Here is a 21,688-nt window from a genome sequence, read left to right as displayed (position 1 = left end):
CTAATCTCGACGTTTTCTGCGGCTCAGCGAGCTTGATCGCGACCGGCGTTTGTTGTACCTATAAATGAGGCACGTACATCAGAAAACCTGTCCGCGTAATATGCGCGCACGGCAACGAAAACCGTCGAGGAGCATCGCATGAATGGATACAGGCCTATCCGGAGTTTGCCGTTACTGAGAACGCTCGCTTCGGGGCCTGTTCGAGCCAACACACAACCTGGCCATTCAGAAATGCACGATAGCTCGGGCAAGCATGCGCAGGAGTTCATCCGCCGGTCGCCATTCCTGTGCATAGGCACCGAGGATCTCGACGGCAGAGTGGATGTCAGCCCGCGCGGCCGCGGCCGCCGCCGCCCCAGGAGGCCTTGAGCATCACCGGGTAGCCGATCTCCTCGGTCATGCGCGCCACTTCAGCCACTTCGTCGGGCAACAGCTCGGTTGCGGGCACGACAGGCACACCGACCGAAATCGCCAGATTGCGGGCTGCGACCTTGTTGCCGCGCTGGCGCATCGTATCGGCCCTCGTGCCGATGAAGACGATGCCGGCCGCATCGCAGTCATCTACGAATTCCGGGCTTTCCGACAGCAGGCCGTAGCCGGGATGAATGGCATCGGCGCCGGAGAACTTAGCGACGCGGATGATCTCCTCGATCCGCAGATAGCTCTCGATCGGCCCGAGATCGCGGTCAAGGTGCGGCCGGCGGCCGACTTGATAGCTCTCGTCCGCCTTGAAGCGATGAAGCTCCAGTTTGTCTCCCTCGCCCCAGATGGCGACCGTTTTTATCCCAAGCTCGTTAGCGGCGTGTAACACGCGGATAGCGATTGCCGAGCGGTTGGCGACCAGGATTTTGGAAATCATCTCAGCTACCTCGGGGCGACAGCGATTGCATATGAGCTTCGACCCGCGATGCTCGCAGTGTGTGGGAGATTGTCCCAGCTAGACGGTCAGTCACTTCGAAGAGTTACGGCCTTTTGCAACGAGAGCATGTCAATCGTCTTAGAAACAAAGACTGCGCCTGCCTCGATCGCCGCATGGTACAAATCCTCGCTGACGGTCAAAATCCCGGGAGGAAGACCAGCCCTGCGAATTCTTCTGATTGCATCCAGAACTGCTTCTCTCACAACAGGATGATTAGCTTGGCCTGGAAAACCCAGTGACGCAGCGAGGTCGGAAGGTCCGACAAAAATCGCATCGATGCCGGCGACAGACGCGATTCGACCTGGACGATCAGGCAAATCTCGTCACGCGCCTTTGTCTGATATGCGGGTGTGCGGCCGAACCGTGTTGCACGGGTAACGCCAGAAACGAGGGGCCGCTCGACGCGCCCTCGCGGCGCAGTCGCTTTCGAATGCCTCCCAGGTACCAACTCGTGCCCGGCTCCCAATGGAATTTGCCTATGCCGCGCAGCTTTGCCTCAAAGCTGCGCGGATAGTTGCAGACGGCGCAGGTTCGAGCGTTCATCGTAGCGATAACGCTTTTCAACGGCTGTTTCGCGACATACAAGTAATGTGCAGCCATGCAGCTTTCGACATCGACGCCTCCGCGGAGCTACATGGTCGTGTCCTGCTCGGCATGCCACCAAACACAATGATACTTTGATCATCGCGAATTATAGCAGACAAAGAGACCGCCGTCAGGCGATCTCCCTCTAAACACTGAAGATTGACGGATGTCTTCAATCCGATCAACAATAGCAAGTCACGGTTGAGGACATTAGCATGTGTCCTCAACATGCCACGGCGAAAACCTTCAGTCACCACTCTTAAGTAGGTTGACCGCACGCGGCACCGAACTGGCGAATGGCACGACTTGGTTCCTTCTCGCCATGCATCACCAGTACCGGCACGGTGATCTTCTTGAGGTGTTCGGTCGGTATAATCTTCCAGCCAAGAAGCGACACTCGCATGATGAGCAAGAACGCCGCCCGCCATGCCCTGACGCCATGAATTTGCAATGATCGCCTCCGAAGGGTTGGCTCCGTCTAGGTTTTAGCGGTAGAACAAATTCCCCGGGGCGAAACTGGCAACTTCGGGCGAAGAATGGGCGGCTCTCGAACATGACTACGCCAGGATGCTGGACGACAGCTGCTCGATGAGCGGTGCCTCGCCGTCCATGCGCGAGAAGTTTTACCTCGTCCCTTTGCGCGACATGACTCTTGGAACCGCGCCGCATTTCGACTGTCGTGATAATGGGCGACGGCGGTCCGTCCGCGTTTGGCATTCGCGGTCCGAATAAGTCGCCTGTAAACGACGGTTGGACTGGGTGCGGATGTCGACACCATTCGGTCGTCCGTAGATCGCTTTAAAGGACAGAAAGCCGCCGCTCATCAGACTACGGGAAAGTTCAGCCGTGCCCCGCTCCAAAGAAGTCGCAGAAACGACATCTGGACCCGAGATCTTTGCAGACGAATGAATTGTTGCATCGTTATTCCGGCAATTTGATGCCCAATGACTTCGCTTTTGCAAGATCGTTCAGCATATCATTTAAGCTAAGCTGGCCGTCCCCATCGAAGTCCAAGGCTTTCATTGCTTGAGGGATGGACGTATCTACACTTTGGATGCGGCCAGCTACACCCGCAGAAGTTCCTGATGTCGCCAGCGTAAATGATGCTGCGAAAGCAGCGGTTTCGTTGTCCGCGGAGTTCGTACCGCTCGTGGTTGCCAATACATTGGCAAAGCCGTTGGCACTTTTTTGCCGCTCCGTCGGCTTTAACGCATAACCGCTGGGATCTATTCCGTTATAAGGATGATGTTTAATAAGCATGTTGGCCTCCGCATTATCTTGCTCATGGGAATATTCCCTAGGGGTTGTGCCAGGCTTGGCAGCCTTGGCGGTTGCTGCAGCCAGAGCATCCGGCCGAACACTGACCCGGACGCCGGCATAGCTTTCACTTACGCCCCATCATTGCACCGCGCACCATTCGTCGCTGGCTTCTCACGGAAAGGTAGAATTTCAGCCCTTAATGACTACAGCAGCTTTCAAATAATCTTACTGTTCGGGCGCGCTTTCCTCAGAGGAAAGCGGCAGGAAATGCGTGTCGGTTTGTGCGCCGATGGCAATCACACGCTCAAAAGCCGCGGCTGGCGGCTGCGACGAAAAGGGCTCCTGCTCGTCGGCATCCTCTACCTCGTCGAAGAACCTTTCATGGGCAGCCACAGAAATGCTGAGCATACGCACCGTCTCACTGCCCTTGTTAAAAAACCCGTGTGGTGTATGGGGCCGGGCAATAACGACGTCGCCCGCACTACAGTCCCAGCTCTTGCCCAAGTTGGTGCTTGATGCGAAGTGGATGGTACCGCTGACGACGTAGAAAGCTTCCGGATAACTATGTATGTGGACGGGAACGCCTTCCCCCGGTTCGACGACCTGTTCGAAGAGGCACAAGTCTCCATTCGCCTCGCCGCTTCTAACCTTCCACGTGAGATTCGCACCTGCAACAGAAAACGTTCTGCCTTCGCCAGCCGGTATTCGAGCAAGCGCGAGATTTTCGGTATTCTTCATGACGATCTGATCCATCTTTTGTCTGAACTTGATTGATGTGAACTGCAACAGTCACTGTCCTCTCGCGGCTTCAGCCACCGTTGCGTGAAAAAGCTCTCTTATCGGCCCGCTGTTGAGGTGCCTCCATTGCTCGGGATCATGACCGAACACGACAAGAACACCGTCATTCTGAAACTTCTGCAAGCGGCGAAAACACTCCAACATTGCCGCCTCATCACGGACAAACGCAGGATCTGGCAGCACCATTTTTTCTAGGGCCTTGCGCAAGTAACAGGCGTCGGCCGAAAGAATAATCTCGCCGTCCGCGAGTTTCACCTTGAGCGACTGGTGACCTGGAGTATGGCCGTGCATTGGAATGAGGACGACGCTCCCATCGCCGAAGAGATCATGCTCTCCATCGACCAGAAGCCTGTCATGACCGAGATCGTACTGGCGGGTCAGATAGCTATTTTGTTCGATCGTTTCAGGTGTTGTTGCCGCTATCCACTCTCGTTTTTGGAGAACCAGCCGAGCGTTCTTTATCAATTCATTACGCCACAATGATCGAAATGCAGGTGCGAGTTGATCAGGTCGTCAATCTTATCGGGATCGACGCCAAACGCCCTAAGACGCTCGGCGACGTCTTCGCCGGCCTTGAACTCGGGCTTGACCAGAGGCTCGAACTTTCCCAAGGTTCGCTTGACTTCCTCGCGATCGAGGCTCTGAAGGTTGGTTTCCAGCCCGGTGTCGAACAGTGCGGTGCCCTTTGGATGGACGATAAGGTAGCTCGGTACCGGGATAGCCAACCAACCCTCCCCGCCGCTCAGGAAAAGCTTGGATGGCATTGTCAGCCAACCGCATGTCATCGCATAGAGGCGTGGGCCCATAGTTCTGCTCCTTTTGAAGAACACCCGGGGACGTTCCACCAGTTCGTCGCGCCCATCCTAAATGCGCTGTGCAGGCAAGCTTCCGATTTCACTTCCGGGCCTTGCATTTCAGATCTCGCGATGCAGACGGTGTTTTTCCGATGTTCTTACGAGGTAGACATCTCGATCCGCAGATTATTCCACTTTTTATGAGATTATTTTCGAGTACGATGTGAGCCTTGCTCACGGCCGCATCGCTTTAGGGGATGCGTCCTCAGCGCCAATCTCTCCAAGCACCGACAGTAGATCCGCCGCAACCGTTTGCAGTAGATGTTTAACGTTAAGTCACATTTGGTTTGAAGAGCTGAAGATGGTGCATTCCGGCCGGCGGCGTCGGTCAAGCGATGGAGAAATGCGCCGGCCGGAGGAATTCATTCACGGCAAGCCGGTTTCAGATGGAGGGCCGCGGTGCACAACTGGCGTATACTGGCGTTGCGCTAGCGCCCAGCGTGCTATCTCGTCCTTTCGCGCAAACCAAACATCGTCATGACTTTTCGCATAAGCGAGGAAGCGATCCAGCGCGCGAATTCGATTGGCATGTCCGCTCAATCGATCGTGCATGCCGATCACCATCAGCCGGCGTCTGGTCGCACCTTCTTCGTAGAGCTGGTCGAACTCGTCTTGCAAGGCCTGCTCGTGCGCATGGGGGTCGTAGCCTTGGAACGGGAAGTTCATATCGTTCATATGTAGGGTGTACGGCACCATGGCAAAGTCTTTTCCACGAACAGGGATGATGAACGGCTCGTCCCTGCTTGGCTCGTCAATACTGTACAGAAAGCCAAGATCTTGCAGGGTCTCCGATATATGGATGGAGTTGCGCATGAAGTAGGCATTCCAGCCGACAGGCTTCTGTCCGGTGATACGTTTAATGGTATCGACGGATTGCTTGATGAACGCCTTCTCCTCCTCAGGTGACAGATCATACGAGGCCGTCCAAGTCGGACCGTGTGCACCCGCCTCGTGACCGCGTCTAACGATCTCGCGCGCCAAGTCCGGGTTCTGCTCGATCGCCTTGCCGATCATGAACGACGTCACCTTGATGTCGTGCTTATCGAACAGGTCGAGCGCGCGCGGGATGCCTTCGTTCACACCGTAGGCGAAGAAGGCATTCGTCGCTTGATCCGGAACGCCGGGCTTTATCGGCTCAGGTAAAGCGCCGCCAGCCCCGGAGATCGGCTGTCCCGTTCCCTCAAACATCAGGGAAATGCTAACCGCCAATCTAGCACCGTTCGGCCAGAAGGGGCCGGTCTTCCCGTCTGGCTTGCTGCTCGATGCTACTCCTGTGCTGCCTGTTTTGGCCGCAGCAGGAAGCGCCTGCGAAACGAGTGCCCCTGTTGCGGCCACGCCAACGAAGTTACGCCGAGTTAATTCCAGTTTGGATGACATCACTGTTTTCCTTGTTTGTCTGTCTTGCGATCGCGCGCTTAGAAATGGCGGCTGGCACGACCAGCCGCCGAAGCGCTCACGCGATTGACCGGACGACGCCGCCATCGACGCGCAATGCCGAGCCATTTGTCGCCGAGGCCTGTTGCGAGCAGACGTAGACGACCATGTTGGCGATTTCTTCGGTGGTGGAAAAGCGGCCCAGAAGCGACGTCGGCCGGTTCTGCTCGAGAAAACCTTTTTCGACCGCTTCAATTGACTGGCCGGTCTGCTGGGCGATACCCTCCAGAACACTACCAAAACCTTCAGACCGTGTTGGTCCCGGCAGAACAGAGTTGACCGTGACGCCAGACTTGGCTGCCAGTTCCGCGACTCCACGCGATACCGCGAGTTGGGCGGCTTTCGTCATGCCGTAGTCGATCATTTCCTTCGGCGGGTTCAGAGCGGACTCGCTGCTAATAAAGACGATACGCCCCCATCCCCGTTTGGTCATACCTGGCAGATAGTGCTTGGTAAGCCGCACACCGCTCATGACGTTGAGCTGATACATGAAGAGCCAGTCTTCGTCGGTCAGATCATCAAAGGACTTAAACAGAGCAGCACCGACGCTGTTGACGAGAATGTCGGCTTCAGGCGCCGCTGCTACGAGCTTGGTAGCACCTCCAGCCGTCGACATGTCAGAAGAAACGCCGGAAACGATCGCCGTTGGGACTGCCTGTCGGATGGTTTCGATAGCCTTTTGCACGCGCTCTTCTGTGCGGCCATTGACCACCACTTCCGCGCCTGCCGCAGCAAGGCCCGTGGCGATGGCAAGGCCAATACCCGCGGTCGAGCCGCTGACGATAGCGCGCTTTCCAGAAAGGTCGATTTTCATTTGCAACTCCTCTTACCGTTCATTCGATAGAAGAGAAGATATGCCTGCTCGAAACCAGACAGTAGACGTGGAACAGTCCTTGCACTCGTTCCGACAAGTCACTAATGGATGGGCGAGGAGATCACTTTGGCATCGGATCGTCTTGGAAGTATTGTCGCATTCGTCCGTGTCGCTGAGCTCGGCGGCTTCGCCGCTGCCGGCCGGGATCTGAACGTTTCGCCCTCGGCAATCAGCAAGAGCGTCGCAAGGCTGGAGGAACGGCTGCAACTCCGGCTTTTTCATCGGACGACCCGAACTCTCACCATGACTGAAGATGGGAAGCTGTTTTTCGAGCGGTGCAGCGGGATCCTGGCGGACCTCGACCGGGCGGAAGAGGACATGCGTGCACGGGCCGCTCGACCCAGTGGTGTCCTGCGCATCGAAATGCCGACGGCGCTTGGAAGGCTCAAGATTGTGCCTGCCTTGGGGCAGCTCACATCGATCTACCCCGAACTGCGCATCGCTGCGACGTTCGCTGACACAGTCACAGACCCGATTGCTGCTGGCATCGACGCTGTCGTCCGGATCGGAGAACCGCGTGATGAACGCCTGATGGCAAAGCGCGTTGGAACCGTTCGATACATCGTGTGCGCCTCCCCTTCATATCTTGCAACTCATGGCAAGCCAGAGACCATAGAAGACCTTTCTCGCCATGATTGCGTGCGACGGGTCTCGCACTATGGTCCTGAGTTCGCGCCCTGGCGTTTTTCTCGACCTGAGACCGGGGAGCCTTTTGAACGTTTTGTCCAGGGAACTTTGAGCTTCGATAGTCCAGACGCGATGGTCGACACCGGACTATCAGGTGCCGGCTTGGTACAGTTGCATACTTATATGGCTGAACCGCACATCAAGTCTGGCGCACTGATCGAGGTCCTCGCAGCTTTTGCGGCGGACGGTCCGCCGATTTCAGTGTTGTTTCCATCGAATAAAAACCTCGCACCAAAGGTTCGAGCATTCATCGATTTTGTGACGAAGATACTGTGAGCCTGAGAGCCTCCGGTTGGCCTGTCGCCGCCAACGGTGACTGACCGGCAGAAGGTCTCTCATGGCATGAGCCTCGAACGTTTAAGCCTCCCCGACCAAGGCATAACGGCGCCGATCCACATCGCGAGCGATGAGGCCCCACGGAGTGATCGTTCGCGCCTGCTAGCTGCTCGCTATGACGGCGTGGGACCGCATCACGGCAAGGCAGACGCTCTGGTTTACCTCACAAGACACATCCTAGATAGACCTCTTTGCCGAGCTGTAGCCACGCAATGCCGAGACGAAGGCGTCGATGCAATTACGGTCGGGGGGCACATCGCTGATGACAATGCCTGCCGGCAGATCGCGGGAACGGCGGCCGAGCGCTTCGGCAGGTTCGACACGTTATTCAACAATGCCGGCGTCACGCCCATGCGTCTGTTATCGTCGCTCCTCATGCCGCTTTCAAGGGCGCGATCAACACGATGACAAGAAGTGCCCGCGTCGTGTCGACAATGCGGGGCAGACGGCGTTGACGCGGATGAGTGGGGAAAGCGCGCGCGAGACCAAGCGTGCATGACTTCGCCATTTGAACATATCGAAATGAAACCCCGCAAGCAGCATTTCCTGGACGTTTGGGACCTTGAAATCTAAAGTATCGTCGCCGGCATCTGGTAACTCGTCATAAACATTGCGACTGCGCAAATAGAGCTTGCCGCTGCTTGGACATGTGAGGCGTTGCAAGCTCTCAAATCGGACGCACCGCGTTTAGCGCTGCTAAAGAGTTGTCGTCACCTGCGCGCGAACCTGATCGGCGAGCGGATGCAAGCTCTCCGACGACTGTGGAGCAACCACGCTGTATCCCATTCCCGAATTCGCCCACGACCAGCCGTTTACGTCGCCATCGGCGTGCGGCACCATCGGCTTGTTCTGATCGACGATCATATGTCTCGCCATGACCACCAGCCGGCCGCCCTTATCGTCGTCGTAGACCAGCATGAAGCCGGGGCCATGGGTTGTCGAGATTACCCGTCCGCCCATCAGACGGTAACCCGCCTTGGAGAGATCAGGAAGGACGGCCTTCTTTCCCAGAGTGGCCGACGCGAGGCTGGCGAGCTCTCCCATGTCGTCGGCGCGGACCTCGACTGGTCGCACCGGGTCGGTGGCAAACGTACCATAGGTCGCGGAAGCCTCCTGCGCGAGAGCTGCGACCCCCTCTGAAGGCGGCATAGAGAAACCGCGCATGGACCAGCCGCCGGCCGCACCGGCAACAAGCAACACCATGGCCGCCGCCGCGTACCGCCACTTATGCAGTCTCTCGGGCTGCCTGTTCGCCGCGATGTGGGCCAGGGTCAGCCGGACGGGGATCGGCTCCCGAACAACCGGGTCAAGCGCCGCTTTCAGGCCCTCGGCCTGGCGCTGGAACTCGGCTGCGCGGGCGGCTTCGGCTCCATTGGCATGCAGATAGGCTTCGACATCGTCTCGGCGTTCCAAAGGAAGCTGGTTGTCGACGTAGCCCTGGATGTCGTCTTCCGTGACTGGCTTTCTCATCACTTAACACTCCTCAGATGCGGTCTTTCCTTACCGGCCGATACCGGCTGCGGCTCGAGCAGCGCCCGAAGCTGCTCTCTACCTCTCGAAAGTCTCGACATGACCGTTCCAATCGGAATACCTAGTACCTTAGCTGCATCCGCATAGGAAAGGTCCTCGACCGAAACAAGCAGGATGACGCTGCGGTAGTCCGGTAGCAACCGTTCAATGGCTTGCATCACTTGCCCGCCGTAAACGGTTTCGTCTTGAGAGGCGGCTAATGAGTGGTTTTCCTCCGGCATGTCCTCGATCGGCGGGAGGTAGCCCCACCTCGCCTTCTGCCGTATGCGGTTTACAGCCAGATTGTGCAGGATGGAAAACACCCACGTTCTGGGATTCTCGTTCCGCCTGCGATGCCAGTTGGCGACCACTTTCTCGAGGCAGTCCTGAACCGTATCGTCCGCAGCGTCCGCGTCGCCCAGTAGACCCCGAGCGTAGCGCCGGAGTGTCGGGATAAGCGGTTCTACCAGTGTAAGCATGTCGTCCATCGGGCACCTCCGGAGTAAAGGAGGCCCGTCTCGTGGAGGCGGGCCAGCCACATCAATCGGCCTGTGTCTGGACGACACTGCCGGGCTTGCCGTCCATGGACGTCGCGATGACCAGGTACTGGCGCTCATCCTTGTGCTTGGCTTCGACGATCTGGCGGATTGGGCCGACCGCGTTGACGATCGCCGAGCCGGCGGGATTGGTCATGAAGTTCGCCAGCCCCTGCAGCGTGCCACTGCAGTCGGCCTTGTCGGAAAGCGCCAGCACGTATGGCTTCTTCGAATCCAGTCCCGTGACCGAGGCTTGCAGAACCTGTGTCAGGCCCTGGTTGAAGAGCGTGACGCTTGTCGGCGTGCCTTCCTTGCTCTTCCCCTTTGCCTCGAGTTTCAGATGGGCCGCGTCGCCTGCCGTTCCAAGGGGCACGAGGTTCTGCAATCCATCGCCCTCTGGAACAGCATTGGGAACATATGCCACGGCTTGTGGTGCCTGGCCAATCGGAATGTTTGCAATGACCTTGTTGGTGAGGGTGTCGATGACGGCGAACTGGTCGGCATTCTCGAGGCCTACGTAGACGCGCGTTCCATCGCCCGAAGGCCAGATGCCATGCGGCAGGTTGCCGACAGGGATGGTCGCGACTTGCTCGAAGGTGTCGGTACGGAAGACCTTGACCTGGTTGAGGCCACCGACCGTCACGTAGGCAAAACTGCCGTTCTTGTTGGTGACCAGGTTGACGTGATTGGTGATCGGACCGGTGTCAATCGTCTTGATGAGATCGAACGGAGCCTGGGCGTTGAAGACCTGTGTCTTACCGACGTCCTTGAGGGTGAACCATACCTGCTTGCCGTCCGGAGAGGCAGCAATGTTCGGGCAGAACGGGCTATCCTGCTTCACGTGGCCGACGATCTGATGGTCGGCGACGGAGACGACGACCGTCTCGGGATTGAAGGACGAGCAGATGTAGCCGTACTTTCCGTCAGGCGAGAAGATCTGCATGCCGGGGCCAGCCGGAACTTTGATCCTCATCTTCTCTTCGAAGGTCGCAGCGTCGATGACGGAAATGTAGTCCTCGCCACGCACGGTCACCCAGACTTCCTTGCCGTCTGGTGTGAAGAAGGCTTCGTGTGGCGACCGGCCGACATAGGTCGTGTGCTTGACCGCATTGGTCGCGGTATCGATGAAGGTCACGGAATTCGAACCGATTGAGACGACCGAGAGCGTCTTGTGATCCGGGGAGAAGCCCATGCCGTGCACAAGGACTTGGCCCTTGTAGAGCGGGCTGAGGTTGCCGGGCTGGGGGTCGCCCAGCTTAATCACGCCCAGCAGTTTGTTGTCGACGGGATCGCTGACGGAGATCGTGTTAGAGAACTGCTCGGCCGCATAGACGCGGTCCTTGTGGCTGATCGGGATGTCGGCGTCCGAAGCTGATCCCGGTGCCTGACCTGCAAATGCGGCCAACGGGGAGAGGATGGAGCCCGCGAGCAGAAGTGCTGCGATCGATAAGCGTGTCATTGGTGGTCCTTTCACTTACATCTTCATATCAGGAGACATGGCTTTCATGGCTCCGGCTGGGGCAGTCTGCGGCGCGACCTGGGTCGGGGCCGCGTCGGATGGTGGCAGCGGGTCACCGACGGCGATCTTCATGGCCGCGATTTCCTGCTGCTGGTCGACGATGATTTCTTGGGCGATGCGCTTCAGTTGTTCGTTCGTGCCGTAGCGCAGGTATGCCTGCGCCATGTCGATGGCTCCCTGGTGATGGGGCGTCATCATGACGACGAAGTCACGGTCGATATCGCCTGATGGCTTCGCCTCCATGTCCTCCATCATCTTGGTCATCGCCGCATCGTTCTCGGCGAGGTAGGCCGCTTCCGGCGTGTCCGGCTGGCTTGCCACCGACGGCGCGTTTTCCACCTGCTGGCCGAACGCCTGGTATCCGGAGAATGCCGCGGCGGACACGAGCAGCGTCGTGATCAGGTATCTGGAAGATCGGGTCATCTTCGTCTCCTTTGTTGTTGTTCCAAAAGCGTAGACATTGGCCGGAGCGGTTTATTCCGGGAGACGCCAATTTCTTTTTTAAACGGGATCCTGCAGACCGAACGAGGCGACCAGACCGAGCGCGACAAGGCCGAGGAAGATCTCCGTCAGGCTCCCGTACAGCAGGCAGGTTCGCGCACGGGCAGCATTCCTGCCGAACATCGGCACGAAGACGTATCTGTTGACGATGGCGAGGATCACCATCAGACCGACGGCCAGCATCTTGAGGAGAAGCTCCTGATCATATCTCGAAGAGAGGTCTGGCCAAATCCGCCCGTGAACGAGCCAGACGTTGAACAGCCCGCTGACGAGGACAAGTGCGACCGCGACGTGCCCCGCCAGGGAAAACCGCTTCAACGATTCAAGGGCTGCCGTCCGTAGGTCCAGAACGGAAGATAGGCGAAGGAGGTGGATGAACGGCACGAGCGCTCCGAGCCATGCGGTTCCGGACAGGACATGCACGATGTCGGTTGCTTGATGGAATAAGCTCGCGAGTCCTGAACCTTCAGTGGCATGCCCGCTAAGCGCGAGTTCGCCGAGCATGAGGCCGGTCACGGCGACTGACGTCCGGTAGGTCTTCAAGAGCGTAGACACCACAAGAGCGACTGCCGTGGCCGCCTGGATGGCAAAGGCCTGCCCGACCTCCGTTTCTGCCATGAGGTGGAGCGTCTCAGGATCGAAGACAGAACTCCACACGCCCGTTGCATTCGCCGCCGAGATTAGAAAGCCTGAAGCCGTTGTAACGACGGCTACCACAACGCAAAAGGACACCATGGGGTCGAGCCGTTGCACGAGCCTGTCAGCGAGCGGACCCTTGGCGACGAACGACGCGTAGCCCAGCCCGCCCCACAACAGCCCGAGCGAACTGTCGTGCAGGAAGCGGTTGAACGCCATGGCGCAACCGTGAAGTCAAACTTGCCGGCAGTCCTGTGTCCGTCTTTGGAAAGAACACGCCATTCCACGTGATAGAGGCCCGCCTTGAGGGTCTTGGGCACGGTCGCGGAGAGCTGCCGCCCGCCTTCGCCGCCGACCTGCGGATCGCCGATCGCGACTGGCGCGCCTGCGCTATCGGTGATCGAAATCGTGGAAAATGAGGGTTCGAGAGCTTCAGACATGTCGACAGACAAGACCGGGGGCGACGATACCGTCGCGCCGAAGGCCGGCACTGACATTTCGAGATGCGCGTGAGCCCAGGCAGGTGCTGAGATAGCAGCCACGCAGGCGGTAAGCAGAAGTAGTTTTGTCAGACAAAATGTCATGTCCGCGTTCCTTGTCAGCGAATTCCGAGTGTTCTTTTTGCGTAGACATCGCGCAGCCGCGTTTATTCCAGGAAAACTGAAAAGTTCTTTCGCGTAGATCGCTTGGCGAGCGGATGCAGCAAATTCTGGYAACCGCGTCGATCGAGGATATAGCCGATCTGCTTTCGTCGGGTGCCGAAGCTCTCTTCGATTACCGACTTTCGGGCTTTGAGCGGATCTGAACCTAGCCTCTGGTGCAAAAGGTCCAATTAACTAGTCCGATTAGCTTTGAGGCGTCAGCAGGAACTACAAGCGAGAGTAGCTGCCTTGGAGAGCTTCGTGGCCGATATTCGGGTCTGGCATCGCTAAGTACGATGCCACCCGATACAACATGAGCGGTCATGCCAGATGTGCTAACGATCTTATTAGCGTGCGCCCTATCAAAAAACGACTACGGCCCGAAAATCGTTGACGTTTGTTCCGGTTGGTCCGGTCAGAAAAAGGTCTCCGATCGCGGCAAATCCAGTATAGCTATCGTTCCTAGAGAGCAGTGCCCGCGGATCTATTCCAAGTGACCGCAAGCGCCGGACCGTTGTGCCGTCCGCAAATGCACCTGCGTTTGTCTCCGAGCCATCGATGCCGTCCGTATCTGCCGCGAGAATAACCGCCTGCATCCCATCGATTAACAGAGCCGCTGAAAGCGCAAATTCGGAATTTCTTCCGCCTTTTCCGCCTGCCCCTCGGAGGGTAACCGTTGTTTCCCCTCCTGAGAGAAGAACCACCGGCTTTTCAAAAGGGCGATTGCGAAGTGCTATTTCACGCACGATCGCCGCGTGGACGTACGCAACGTCACGGGTTTCGCCTTCGATCGAATCAGACAGGACCGCAGCTTGAAATCCGGACTTTTGAGCCAGCTCGGCTGCAGCATCCAAAGAAATCGACGCGGAGGCAATGATGTGCGCGGAATTCCGGGCGAACACTGGATCGCGTGGAGACGGCGCATCGGCAAGTGGCGAGGATATGTGTTCCAACATCCGCGCAGGGAGACGCAGGGCGTATTGGCGAATGGCGTCCAGCGCGTTCGCCCGAGTCCCAACATCCGGCAATGTGGGGCCGGAGGCCACAAAGGTCGCATTGTCGCCTGGGATGTCGGAGACGACCAGACTGACGACCCTCGCTTTAGTGGCTGCCGCCAACCGCCCGCCTTTGATCGTCGAGAAGTGCTTCCGGACGACGTTCATCGCCGAAATCGGTGCTCCGGATGAAAGCAGAATCTCGTTTAGCTTCTTCTCATCTTCGAGCGAAAAGCCCGGCGGCGGCGCCGGCAGCAGCGCCGAGCCGCCTCCGCATATCAGAGCGATGACCAGATCGTCCTCGTTGAGGTCCTTGATCGCATCCATCAATCGTTGCGACGCGACAAGGCCGGCGGCATCGGGGACGGGATGCGACGCTTCGATGACTTCGATGACATCAGTCTTGCACCCATAAGAGTAGCGCGTCACGACCACGCCGGAGAGTGGTCGATCCCAGAGCGTTTCCAGTGCGCGTGCCATTTGTGCGGCACCCTTGCCTGCGCCGACGACAACCGTACGACCCTTTGGCTTTGCTGGAAGGTGCTGACGAATTCCCGCAACGGGGTCTGCAGCCGCGACGGCGGCATCAAAGAGGCTCTTGAGAAAGTGCCTCGGGTCGAAATCAGGATCCGACGCGTGAAGATGATACGGCGATGTCATCTGGCTTTACTCGACTCCGTACACGCCGACGAGATGGCGCATCCTTGCAACGGCGAGTTCGGGGCGGTCGAGAACGTTGGCTTGATCCGCAAGCCGGAATACTTCCGCGTAATGCAGAATGCCGCGCGCCGACTGCATGCCTGCGGGCATGCAGAAATGATTCTGATGACCGTTGAGCCACGCGAGGAATACGACACCCGCCTTGTAAAATTGTGTCGGGGTTTCGAAGATCTTGCGGGAGAGCGCGACCGTCGGATGGAGCACCTCGCGGAACGTCGAGAGATCGTTGCGCGCCAGAGCTGCCAGTCCCTTCGAGGCCGAAGGCGCAACCGCATCGAAGATCCCGAGCAGCGCATGGCTGTAATGTTCGCCATCCCCTTCAATCATGTCAGCGTAGTTGAAATCGTCTCCGGTGAAGCACAGGACGCCATCTGGAAGGCGGCGCCGAAGGATGACTTCCTTCTCGTTATCGAGAAGCGAAATCTTGATGCCCTCGACCTTGTCCTTGTTGGCTTCGATAATGCGGATGACGCTTTCGAGCGCCGGGCCGAAATCCGACGACCCCCAATACCCTGCGAGATTCGGATCGAACATATCGCCCAGCCAGTGAAGGACCACCTTGTCTTTGGCTTGCGAAAGTACGTGCCCATAGACCTTTTCGTAGTCACCCGCCGACGCCGCGACACTGGCGAGTGCCCGGCTCGCCATCATCACCGCGCGGCCGCCGTGCTTTTCGACAAACCCGAACTGTTCTTCATAGGCCTTGACCACATCGTCGAGAGAGCGGGCTTCGGCGGCGGCGAGCTGGTCAGTACCTGCACCGCAAGCCAAGTCCGCTCCTGCCACCGTTCGCGATTCCGCAAGCGAGCGGCTTATCAGCTCCTGCGCGCCTTTCCAGTTCAAGCCCATTCCGCGCTGCGAGGTGTCCATCGCTTCAGCGATCTTAAAGCCGAGGCTCCAGAGGTGGCGGCGGAATGCGATGGTCGCGTCCCAGTCGATTGCCGGGTCCTGCCAGGGATTGTGATCACGCGCCGGATCAGACACGACGTGAGCGGCTGCGTACGCGATGCGGCTGAATTCCGGAACTTCGTTCGAACGTTCGATCGGCGTACCAACGAGCGAGTATTCGATCTTCGAGGCCGCAGTGTCGGGCAGTGCTAGCTTCAGTGTCATTCAGTGTCTCCTCTCTGACTTGACCCTGCGCCGAAGATCTACCTTCGGCTCAGGGTATCGGGGCTCCTGTCGTCTCGCGGACGACTAGCTTGGTTGGCAGCAAGACGGTCCTGGTGGGCGCGTCAAAATCCTCAATTCGCTGGAGCAGCATCTCGACAGCGGTCTTGGCGACCTGCTGCCTAGCAACTGCAACCGTTGTCAGTGATGGGCGCCATAGCGTCGCCTCCGCGATGTCGTCGAACCCCACAACGGAAATGTCCCTGCCGACTACTAGTCCGCGGGCACGCAGACCCAGCATCACGCCAAAAGCCGCGACGTCGTTGAAACAGACCACTGCGGTCGGCGGTTCTGGAAGATCGAGAAGTTCAAGCATGTGCTGCATGCCGACATCACGCGTCGGAGCGCCCGCCTTTACGAGCCTTGGTTCTAACGGAATTCCTGCCTGCGAAAGCGCCATTCGGTAGCCTTCGAACCGCTGGCGGCCTGTCGAGATCTGCTCGTTCGTCGAAATGATACCGATACGTCGATGGCCGAGTTCGATCAGATGAGCCATGGCGCTCATCATTCCTGTGCGATGGTCTGCCTGGACAAGATCGACGTCCGCGCCGGGAATCGAACGCGAGACGCACACGAGCGGCATGCGCCACGAGCGCAGGGTTTCGACAAAAGATATGTCCGTCCCGACCGCCGGGACGACCAGCATGCCGTCGACGTTGTACTCGCGCACCACTGTTGCGAATGCCTCCTGTCGCGCAACCGATTCGCCCGTGTTGGACATGATGACGACGCGATTCTGCTCTGTGAGCGAGTCCTCCATCGCTGCAACGATTTCGGCGAAGTACGGGTTCGTGAGATCGTTGACCGCCATGGCGATAAGCTTCGAACCTGTGGCCCGAAGGTTTGCCGCTCCCCTGTTGTAGACGTAGCCCAGCTCCTTGGCCGCTTGCAGGACGCGCTCGCGCGTCCTCTCAGGAATCGAGGGGTTGTTTCGCAGCACCAGCGACACCGTGGCCTTCGAAACGCCCGAGGCGTTTGCGATGTCCACAAGTGTCGGTCTCTGTCGTGTTGCCTTCGAATCCATGCCCTGTCTCTCCTCGCTCGAGTCCAAATCGGTTGCTGGCGAGGATCTTATTATCAATTGATGCCCTGCACTGGTACGGTGTTGCGCATGTCTTCGTCCCTCTTGCGAACGATCAGTGTCGTCGAGCCCTTTTGTGCGATCTCGTTTCGCTGGTTCGAGACCTCGATTTGCAGTGTGACAATGCCCTTTCCCTGTGATGAAAGCCTCTTCTCACGAATGGAGATTACCGCCGCGATACGGTCGCCGGCTACGATCGGCCCGACGAAGCGCCAATCCCACCCCAGCGACGCCACAGCCATCAGCTTGACCGACGCGCGGTTCTTGAGGCCGTCCGTTAGCGCAAGGCCAAGAAGACCATGCGCCAGCCGGGCTGTGAAACCCTGGCTGCGCGCGAAATCGTCGTCCATGTGAACATCGAAAAAGTCCCCGGAAAGGCCTGCGAATCCGACGATGTGGCTTTCTGTGATGACCAGCCCACCAGTTCTCCAAACTGCACCGACGGGCAGATCCTCGAACCAGTACTCGCCGGGGGCGAGCTCGGCTGGATGCGCGGCCATCACAGCTTCCTCACTGCAAGCCCGCCATCAACGCGGTAAACCTCGCCGGTGCTGTAGCCGAAGGCGCCTGACGCCAGCGATGCAACGACCCTGCCGACGTCTTCCGGTTCGCCCCAGCGGCTGATCGGGGCGAAACCTTCGGCGAACGACCTGTCGTACTTTTCCCTTGCCACGGCGGTCATGCTCGTGCGGATGACGCCCGGACGGACTTCGTACGAATTGATGCCGTCGCCCGCGAGACGCAGGGCATAGAGAGAAGACATCATCGACAGGCCAGTCTTCGAAATGCAGTACTCGGCCCGGTCTGTCGAAGCGAACTCTGCATTCGATGACGATATGGTGATAATGCACCGGGACGCTTCGCCCGGCACCTCACACATCCGTGTCGCGACGGCCTGGGTTAGGAAGAAGGGCCCGCGAAGGTTGATGTTCATCAGCCTATCGAAGCTTTCCGGAGTGGTCTTGAGCATGTCACCACGCTGAGCGACCGATACCCCTGCATTGTTGACCAGGCACTCGATGCCTCCGAAAGCGTCCCAGGCCTCGGAAACAACTCTTTCGTGGTCGTCGAGATCGCTGATGTCGGCTGTGACCAGATGCGCGGAACGCCCAGTTTTGCGCACGAGCCTTCCAGTCTCCTCAAGATCGGCTGAACCAACCATATCGTTGATGACGACGTCGAACCCGCTCTTGGCGAGATCGAGAGCGATCGCCCTGCCGATACCCCGTCCGGCCCCGGTTACCAGAGCCCGCTTCGTTTCGCCTTTTGTCATGCTCGCTCCCAAAAAAATCTTGCATGTCGTCTAGTGACGATGTACTAGACCGATCTAGTAGAACGATCAAGTAGATTTTTCTACAAGAGATTTTTGGGAGAGAGATTATGCCTATCATCTTGAATAGACGTGCATTTGTGATCGGCGTGGGCATCGCAGGCCTGTCGCCGCTCCTTGCCATGGCTAAGGACGCGCCAAGACTGCCGTCGTCGCCAGTAAGCTTGAATGTGATTGACGTTGGCGGTGCGCTCGCGCTTCTGCAGCCATCCCTCGAATCCTTCCGCGACACCAAAAAAGAACTCGTTTCCCGCGTAACTTTTTCGAAGGCGCCGGCGCCCGAACTTCCGGGCAAGCTCAAGGCGCAGCAAAGCGCCGGACGGGTTGATATCGATCTCGTCATTGGCGGGCTCGATGTTCTCTCTGCCGGCATCGACCAGAAGCTCTGGGTACCGCTGCTTGCCGATTATGGTGCGGTGCTTCCGAAGCCGGACGCCATTCTGCAGTCGACAACGATCGAACTTCAGAAGCTCGCCCAGGATCAAGCCTTTATCGCTGTCTACACTCCATCCGGCCCTCTGCTTGAGTACGCGCCCGACCGCGTGAAGACGCCGCCTACAAGCGCCGAAGAGCTGCTTGCCTGGGCAACACAGAACCCGAACCGCTTTCTCTATGCACGCCCGGCCAACTCAGGTCCCGGCCGCACCTGGCTCATGGGGCTGCCCTACATTCTCGGCGACAAGGACCCCAAGGATCCCGTCAACGGCTGGGAAAAGACCTGGTCGTTCCTCGTCGAACTCGGCAAGCATATCGAATACTACCCGACCGGGACCGGCGCTCTTATGAAGGAGTTCGGCGAAGGTTCGCGCGACATGACGGTCACGACATTGGGTTGGGACATCAATCCGCGCGCGCTCGGCATCGTCCCCGCCGAAGCGAAGACCCAGACGCTCAAGGGCTTCCACTGGATCGCAGACGCCCAGTATCTGATGGTTCCAAACGGCATTTCCGATGAGAAACTCGCCGTCGCGCTCGAACTCGTGAAATGGGTTCTTTCGCCAGAACAGCAGGCGACGACCTATGACCAAGGCTATTTCTATCCCGGTCCGGCAGTGAAGGACGTCGGTCTCGACAAGGCTCCGGATTCGAGCAAGGCGGTCATCGAGGCATTCGGACGCCCCGAGTACGACAAGCTGATTGCCGAGACCCCAATCGAAATCCCGCTGATGCCGGACAAGATGGTCGCGGCATTCCGTCTCTGGGACGAACGCGTCGGCGCGAACAAGAAGAACTGATCATCTTTCCTGGTCCCCGGCTCACGACGAATGTGACTGCCGGGGACAGACATCCAATCTGAATGAGGTTGACAATGGCTATTGCTCTTCGCCGTTTCGAGGAAGTGCGGCTGGAAGGTGTGCGCCGGGACTTCGGCTCCCACAACGCCCTCCGCGACATCACCCTGACCATCAAGCGTGGCGAGTTCATCGCACTCCTGGGACCGTCTGGCTGCGGAAAGTCCACCACGTTGAACATGCTCGCGGGCCTGCTTTCGACGACGGGTGGCTCCATATGGCTCGACAAGCAGCGGATCGATGTTCTCAAGCCCGAAGACCGTGGCTTCGGCATGGTTTTCCAGAACTATGCGCTCTTTCCTCACCTGAGTGTTCGCGACAACATTGGGTTTGGCCTGAAAATGCGTGGTGTCGCAAAAGCTGAGATCAAGCGAAAGGTCGACGAGGCCATCGCCCTCGTCCGGCTGCAGGGTCAGGATGCGAAGCTACCTGGCCAGCTTTCAGGCGGGCAGCAGCAGCGCGTCGCCATCGCCCGCGCGATCGTCATCGAGCCGCCACTTGTATTGATGGACGAGCCCCTTTCGAACCTTGATGCCAAGCTCCGCCTGGAAATGCGCGCCGAAATCCGCCGCATCCACAACGCCCTCGGCGCCACGACGATCTACGTGACACATGACCAGGACGAAGCGCTTTCGATGGCGGACCGTGTCGTCGTCATGAAGGACGGCGTCGTCCGCCAGATCGGAACCCCAACTGAACTTTACGAAAAGCCGTCCGACGTCGATGTCGCCGATTTCATGGGCTTCCGTAACCGCCTTCGCGGCAAAGTCGAGACGGCGGCGTCCGGCCGTGCCACCGTCAAGATCGGCGACCGTCAGATTTCCGGCATAACCCATGCTTCGTTGGCAGCAGGTCAGAATGCATATGTCGCGATCCGCACCGACGATCTGGTCGCCGGGAGCGCGAACGACAACGCATTCAGCGCGACGGTCGAGACAATCGAATATCGCGGACGCGAGTTCGTCGGCACTGCGAAAACACAGGACGGCATCGACCTGATCTTCCACTCGCCGACATCGGCGCCGATCGGTTCGTCTGTCGAACTCCGCGCGGACCCTGATCGCGTGATCATCTTCGCGGATGGCGCAGGGAGGGCGTGATGGCAGACATGTCAACTGTACTCCATCCGACGATAGAGGCGCCTCGCCTGTCCGAGAAGCTTGCCGCACGTGGGTTCGATGGTGTGACGCTACTCGTCATTCCGGCTGTGGCGCTGCTGGGCGCGCTGTTTATCTACCCATTCCTCTACGGCCTGATGTTGTCCTTCGAGCCGAAGGAAGGCGGCGTGCTGACCAACTACGTCCATTTCTTTTCGGACGCGTTCCAGTACGACACGATCTACAAGACCCTCCTGCTGGCGCTTCCGGTCACGATCGTCAATATCGGGTTTGCACTTCCAGTCGCGTTTCGCGTGAGGCTACTAAAAAACCAGAAGGTGCTGACCACGATTCTGATCCTCCCTATCACGCTCGGGACCGTTCTCGTTGCTCAGGGGCTTTTGAACTATCTCGGACCTCAGGGCTGGGTGAACAGAACGCTGCTGACGTTGGGTGTCATCGACCAGCCAATACGGCTCATTCAGAACTACTGGGGCGTCTTTTTCTCGCTCCTTATCACAGGCTTTCCCTTCACGTTCCTGCTCATTCTTTCCTACGTGACAGGGATCGACACTTCGCTTGAGAAGGCCGCAGCCACGCTTGGCGCGAACAGCCGGCAGCGCTTCATGAACGTCTATCTGCCTCTCCTGATGCCGGGCATCGCCATTACCTTCTGCCTGAGTTTCGTGCAGGCATTTTCGGTGTTCCCATCGGCGGTACTGCTGGGTGCGCCCGCAGGATTGACCCGTGTGATCTCCATCGCGGCCTACCAGGCGGCATTCGAGGAATACGACTACTCCAAGGCTTCCGCCATCGCGATGATCATGGGCTTCGTCCAGTTCGCGGTGGTGCTCGTCATCCTGGCAATGCGCGGCCTGCTCTATCGCGGTCCCGTCAGCGGCGGAAAGGGCTGA

Annotated in this window: 23 protein-coding genes and 4 pseudogenes; 7 read left to right on the top strand and 20 right to left on the bottom strand. The window is 58.4% G+C overall.

What is annotated here, in order from left to right; translation table 11 throughout:
* Window positions 1-146: 146 nt before the first annotated feature.
* Window positions 147-339: pseudogene (locus AC1DIJ_RS27565) on the top strand (pyridoxamine 5'-phosphate oxidase family protein); the annotation flags it as partial.
* Here AC1DIJ_RS27565 and AC1DIJ_RS27560 read toward each other — a convergent pair.
* Both AC1DIJ_RS27560 and AC1DIJ_RS27555 read right to left on the bottom strand, forming a co-directional pair.
* A pseudogene (locus AC1DIJ_RS27560) lies at window positions 338-859 on the bottom strand (biotin carboxylase N-terminal domain-containing protein); the annotation flags it as partial. The pseudogenes AC1DIJ_RS27565 and AC1DIJ_RS27560 overlap by 2 nt on opposite strands.
* Before the next feature lie 86 nt (window positions 860-945).
* Complete coding sequence (locus AC1DIJ_RS27555) at window positions 946-1,236, bottom strand: aldolase/citrate lyase family protein (RefSeq protein ID WP_112389132.1); 291 nt, start codon at window positions 1,234-1,236, stop codon at window positions 946-948.
* 91 nt (window positions 1,237-1,327) lie between these two features.
* Between AC1DIJ_RS27555 and AC1DIJ_RS27550 the strand changes: the two are divergent.
* Window positions 1,328-1,600 (top strand): annotated as a pseudogene (locus AC1DIJ_RS27550) (hypothetical protein); the annotation flags it as partial.
* 163 nt (window positions 1,601-1,763) lie between these two features.
* Here AC1DIJ_RS27550 and AC1DIJ_RS27545 read toward each other — a convergent pair.
* The 7 genes from AC1DIJ_RS27545 to AC1DIJ_RS27515 all read right to left on the bottom strand — a co-directional run bounded on the left by AC1DIJ_RS27545 (window position 1,764) and on the right by AC1DIJ_RS27515 (window position 6,664).
* A complete protein-coding gene (locus AC1DIJ_RS27545) occupies window positions 1,764-1,955 on the bottom strand; it encodes a hypothetical protein (protein ID WP_477831695.1) in 192 nt (63 codons plus the stop codon).
* 470 nt (window positions 1,956-2,425) lie between these two features.
* The gene (locus tag AC1DIJ_RS27540; RefSeq protein ID WP_112389130.1) at window positions 2,426-2,764 is read right to left on the bottom strand and encodes a hypothetical protein; all 339 of its coding nucleotides are present in this window, start codon (window positions 2,762-2,764) and stop codon (window positions 2,426-2,428) included.
* A 225-nt stretch (window positions 2,765-2,989) separates the two neighbouring features.
* A complete protein-coding gene (locus AC1DIJ_RS27535; RefSeq protein ID WP_477831694.1) occupies window positions 2,990-3,517 on the bottom strand; it encodes a cupin domain-containing protein in 528 nt (175 codons plus the stop codon).
* 36 nt (window positions 3,518-3,553) lie between these two features.
* Window positions 3,554-4,027, bottom strand: a complete 474-nt coding sequence (locus tag AC1DIJ_RS27530; protein ID WP_477831693.1) for an MBL fold metallo-hydrolase — start codon at window positions 4,025-4,027, stop codon at window positions 3,554-3,556.
* Window positions 4,024-4,368: an MBL fold metallo-hydrolase gene (locus tag AC1DIJ_RS27525; protein ID WP_477831692.1), complete on the bottom strand. Its 345-nt coding sequence runs from the start codon at window positions 4,366-4,368 to the stop codon at window positions 4,024-4,026. The genes AC1DIJ_RS27530 and AC1DIJ_RS27525 overlap by 4 nt, the downstream gene beginning before the upstream one ends.
* A gap of 414 nt (window positions 4,369-4,782) precedes the next feature.
* A complete protein-coding gene (locus AC1DIJ_RS27520; RefSeq protein ID WP_112389129.1) occupies window positions 4,783-5,793 on the bottom strand; it encodes a polysaccharide deacetylase family protein in 1,011 nt (336 codons plus the stop codon).
* 76 nt (window positions 5,794-5,869) lie between these two features.
* Entirely contained in the window at window positions 5,870-6,664 is a 795-nt protein-coding gene (locus AC1DIJ_RS27515; protein WP_112389128.1) for an SDR family oxidoreductase, read from the bottom strand.
* A gap of 126 nt (window positions 6,665-6,790) precedes the next feature.
* Here AC1DIJ_RS27515 and AC1DIJ_RS27510 point away from each other — a divergent pair, with 126 nt between their 5' ends.
* Together AC1DIJ_RS27510 and AC1DIJ_RS27505 are read left to right on the top strand one after the other, a co-directional pair.
* On the top strand, window positions 6,791-7,687 hold the full coding sequence (locus AC1DIJ_RS27510; RefSeq protein ID WP_162706017.1) for a LysR family transcriptional regulator: 897 nt from the start codon (window positions 6,791-6,793) through the stop codon (window positions 7,685-7,687).
* Between the two features lie 66 nt (window positions 7,688-7,753).
* Window positions 7,754-8,155, top strand: coding sequence for an SDR family NAD(P)-dependent oxidoreductase (locus AC1DIJ_RS27505; RefSeq protein ID WP_112389126.1), 402 nt, complete (start codon window positions 7,754-7,756; stop codon window positions 8,153-8,155).
* Window positions 8,156-8,443: 288 nt separating this feature from the next.
* Here the strand turns inward: AC1DIJ_RS27505 and AC1DIJ_RS27500 are convergent, their stop codons facing one another.
* The 11 genes and pseudogenes from AC1DIJ_RS27500 to AC1DIJ_RS27450 all read right to left on the bottom strand — a co-directional run bounded on the left by AC1DIJ_RS27500 (window position 8,444) and on the right by AC1DIJ_RS27450 (window position 18,328).
* Window positions 8,444-9,217, bottom strand: a complete 774-nt coding sequence (locus AC1DIJ_RS27500) for an anti-sigma factor family protein (protein ID WP_477831691.1) — start codon at window positions 9,215-9,217, stop codon at window positions 8,444-8,446.
* Window positions 9,217-9,744 carry an RNA polymerase sigma factor gene (locus tag AC1DIJ_RS27495; protein WP_112389124.1) on the bottom strand — a complete coding sequence of 176 codons (528 nt, stop codon included), beginning with the start codon at window positions 9,742-9,744 and terminating at the stop codon, window positions 9,217-9,219. The genes AC1DIJ_RS27500 and AC1DIJ_RS27495 overlap by 1 nt, the downstream gene beginning before the upstream one ends.
* A gap of 52 nt (window positions 9,745-9,796) precedes the next feature.
* Entirely contained in the window at window positions 9,797-11,251 is a 1,455-nt protein-coding gene (locus tag AC1DIJ_RS27490; protein WP_112389123.1) for a YncE family protein, read from the bottom strand.
* 15 nt (window positions 11,252-11,266) lie between these two features.
* Complete coding sequence (locus AC1DIJ_RS27485) at window positions 11,267-11,734, bottom strand: DUF305 domain-containing protein (protein ID WP_477831690.1); 468 nt, start codon at window positions 11,732-11,734, stop codon at window positions 11,267-11,269.
* Between the two features lie 78 nt (window positions 11,735-11,812).
* On the bottom strand, window positions 11,813-12,667 hold the full coding sequence (gene copD / locus AC1DIJ_RS27480; protein ID WP_112389122.1) for a copper homeostasis membrane protein CopD: 855 nt from the start codon (window positions 12,665-12,667) through the stop codon (window positions 11,813-11,815).
* Between the two features lie 17 nt (window positions 12,668-12,684).
* Window positions 12,685-13,032, bottom strand: a pseudogene (locus AC1DIJ_RS27475) (copper resistance CopC family protein); the annotation flags it as partial.
* Window positions 13,033-13,451: 419 nt separating this feature from the next.
* A complete protein-coding gene (locus AC1DIJ_RS27470; RefSeq protein WP_112389121.1) occupies window positions 13,452-14,744 on the bottom strand; it encodes a glycerate kinase type-2 family protein in 1,293 nt (430 codons plus the stop codon).
* A gap of 6 nt (window positions 14,745-14,750) precedes the next feature.
* Window positions 14,751-15,917, bottom strand: a complete 1,167-nt coding sequence (locus AC1DIJ_RS27465; RefSeq protein ID WP_112389120.1) for a dihydrodipicolinate synthase family protein — start codon at window positions 15,915-15,917, stop codon at window positions 14,751-14,753.
* A 49-nt stretch (window positions 15,918-15,966) separates the two neighbouring features.
* Window positions 15,967-16,998, bottom strand: coding sequence for a LacI family DNA-binding transcriptional regulator (locus AC1DIJ_RS27460; protein WP_112389119.1), 1,032 nt, complete (start codon window positions 16,996-16,998; stop codon window positions 15,967-15,969).
* Between the two features lie 53 nt (window positions 16,999-17,051).
* Window positions 17,052-17,555, bottom strand: coding sequence for a MaoC/PaaZ C-terminal domain-containing protein (locus tag AC1DIJ_RS27455; RefSeq protein ID WP_112389118.1), 504 nt, complete (start codon window positions 17,553-17,555; stop codon window positions 17,052-17,054).
* A complete protein-coding gene (locus tag AC1DIJ_RS27450) occupies window positions 17,555-18,328 on the bottom strand; it encodes a 3-ketoacyl-ACP reductase (RefSeq protein ID WP_112389117.1) in 774 nt (257 codons plus the stop codon). Before AC1DIJ_RS27450 ends, AC1DIJ_RS27455 begins: the two co-directional genes overlap by 1 nt.
* A 107-nt stretch (window positions 18,329-18,435) precedes the next feature.
* Here AC1DIJ_RS27450 and AC1DIJ_RS27445 point away from each other — a divergent pair, with 107 nt between their 5' ends.
* The 3 genes from AC1DIJ_RS27445 to AC1DIJ_RS27435 all read left to right on the top strand — a co-directional run bounded on the left by AC1DIJ_RS27445 (window position 18,436) and on the right by AC1DIJ_RS27435 (window position 21,688).
* On the top strand, window positions 18,436-19,620 hold the full coding sequence (locus tag AC1DIJ_RS27445; RefSeq protein WP_112389116.1) for an extracellular solute-binding protein: 1,185 nt from the start codon (window positions 18,436-18,438) through the stop codon (window positions 19,618-19,620).
* Window positions 19,621-19,694: 74 nt separating this feature from the next.
* A complete protein-coding gene (locus AC1DIJ_RS27440) occupies window positions 19,695-20,777 on the top strand; it encodes an ABC transporter ATP-binding protein (RefSeq protein ID WP_112389115.1) in 1,083 nt (360 codons plus the stop codon).
* The gene (locus tag AC1DIJ_RS27435) at window positions 20,777-21,688 is read left to right on the top strand and encodes an ABC transporter permease (protein ID WP_477831689.1); all 912 of its coding nucleotides are present in this window, start codon (window positions 20,777-20,779) and stop codon (window positions 21,686-21,688) included. The genes AC1DIJ_RS27440 and AC1DIJ_RS27435 overlap by 1 nt, the downstream gene beginning before the upstream one ends.

It is taken from the genome of Rhizobium sp. 10N427, from assembly GCF_056394605.1.
Note: the sequence above shows the minus strand (reverse complement) of the source record. Positions and strands in the feature narration are given on the sequence as shown.

Bases quoted from the DNA above. Each gene is read 5' to 3' on its own strand.
- AC1DIJ_RS27540 (WP_112389130.1), bottom strand. From the start codon at position 2,764: ATGCTTATTAAACATCATCCTTATAACGGAATAGATCCCAGCGGTTAT.
- AC1DIJ_RS27535 (WP_477831694.1), bottom strand. From the start codon at position 3,517: ATGGATCAGATCGTCATGAAGAATACCGAAAATCTCGCGCTTGCTCGA.
- AC1DIJ_RS27525 (WP_477831692.1), bottom strand. From the start codon at position 4,368: ATGGGCCCACGCCTCTATGCGATGACATGCGGTTGGCTGACAATGCCA.
- AC1DIJ_RS27520 (WP_112389129.1), bottom strand. From the start codon at position 5,793: ATGTCATCCAAACTGGAATTAACTCGGCGTAACTTCGTTGGCGTGGCC.
- AC1DIJ_RS27515 (WP_112389128.1), bottom strand. From the start codon at position 6,664: ATGAAAATCGACCTTTCTGGAAAGCGCGCTATCGTCAGCGGCTCGACC.
- AC1DIJ_RS27505 (WP_112389126.1), top strand. From the start codon at position 7,754: ATGAGCCTCGAACGTTTAAGCCTCCCCGACCAAGGCATAACGGCGCCG.
- AC1DIJ_RS27500 (WP_477831691.1), bottom strand. From the start codon at position 9,217: ATGAGAAAGCCAGTCACGGAAGACGACATCCAGGGCTACGTCGACAAC.
- AC1DIJ_RS27495 (WP_112389124.1), bottom strand. From the start codon at position 9,744: ATGGACGACATGCTTACACTGGTAGAACCGCTTATCCCGACACTCCGG.
- AC1DIJ_RS27490 (WP_112389123.1), bottom strand. From the start codon at position 11,251: ATGACACGCTTATCGATCGCAGCACTTCTGCTCGCGGGCTCCATCCTC.
- AC1DIJ_RS27485 (WP_477831690.1), bottom strand. From the start codon at position 11,734: ATGACCCGATCTTCCAGATACCTGATCACGACGCTGCTCGTGTCCGCC.
- copD (WP_112389122.1), bottom strand. From the start codon at position 12,667: ATGGCGTTCAACCGCTTCCTGCACGACAGTTCGCTCGGGCTGTTGTGG.
- AC1DIJ_RS27470 (WP_112389121.1), bottom strand. From the start codon at position 14,744: ATGACATCGCCGTATCATCTTCACGCGTCGGATCCTGATTTCGACCCG.
- AC1DIJ_RS27465 (WP_112389120.1), bottom strand. From the start codon at position 15,917: ATGACACTGAAGCTAGCACTGCCCGACACTGCGGCCTCGAAGATCGAA.
- AC1DIJ_RS27460 (WP_112389119.1), bottom strand. From the start codon at position 16,998: ATGGATTCGAAGGCAACACGACAGAGACCGACACTTGTGGACATCGCA.
- AC1DIJ_RS27455 (WP_112389118.1), bottom strand. From the start codon at position 17,555: ATGGCCGCGCATCCAGCCGAGCTCGCCCCCGGCGAGTACTGGTTCGAG.
- AC1DIJ_RS27450 (WP_112389117.1), bottom strand. From the start codon at position 18,328: ATGACAAAAGGCGAAACGAAGCGGGCTCTGGTAACCGGGGCCGGACGG.
- AC1DIJ_RS27445 (WP_112389116.1), top strand. From the start codon at position 18,436: ATGCCTATCATCTTGAATAGACGTGCATTTGTGATCGGCGTGGGCATC.
- AC1DIJ_RS27440 (WP_112389115.1), top strand. From the start codon at position 19,695: ATGGCTATTGCTCTTCGCCGTTTCGAGGAAGTGCGGCTGGAAGGTGTG.
- AC1DIJ_RS27435 (WP_477831689.1), top strand. From the start codon at position 20,777: ATGGCAGACATGTCAACTGTACTCCATCCGACGATAGAGGCGCCTCGC.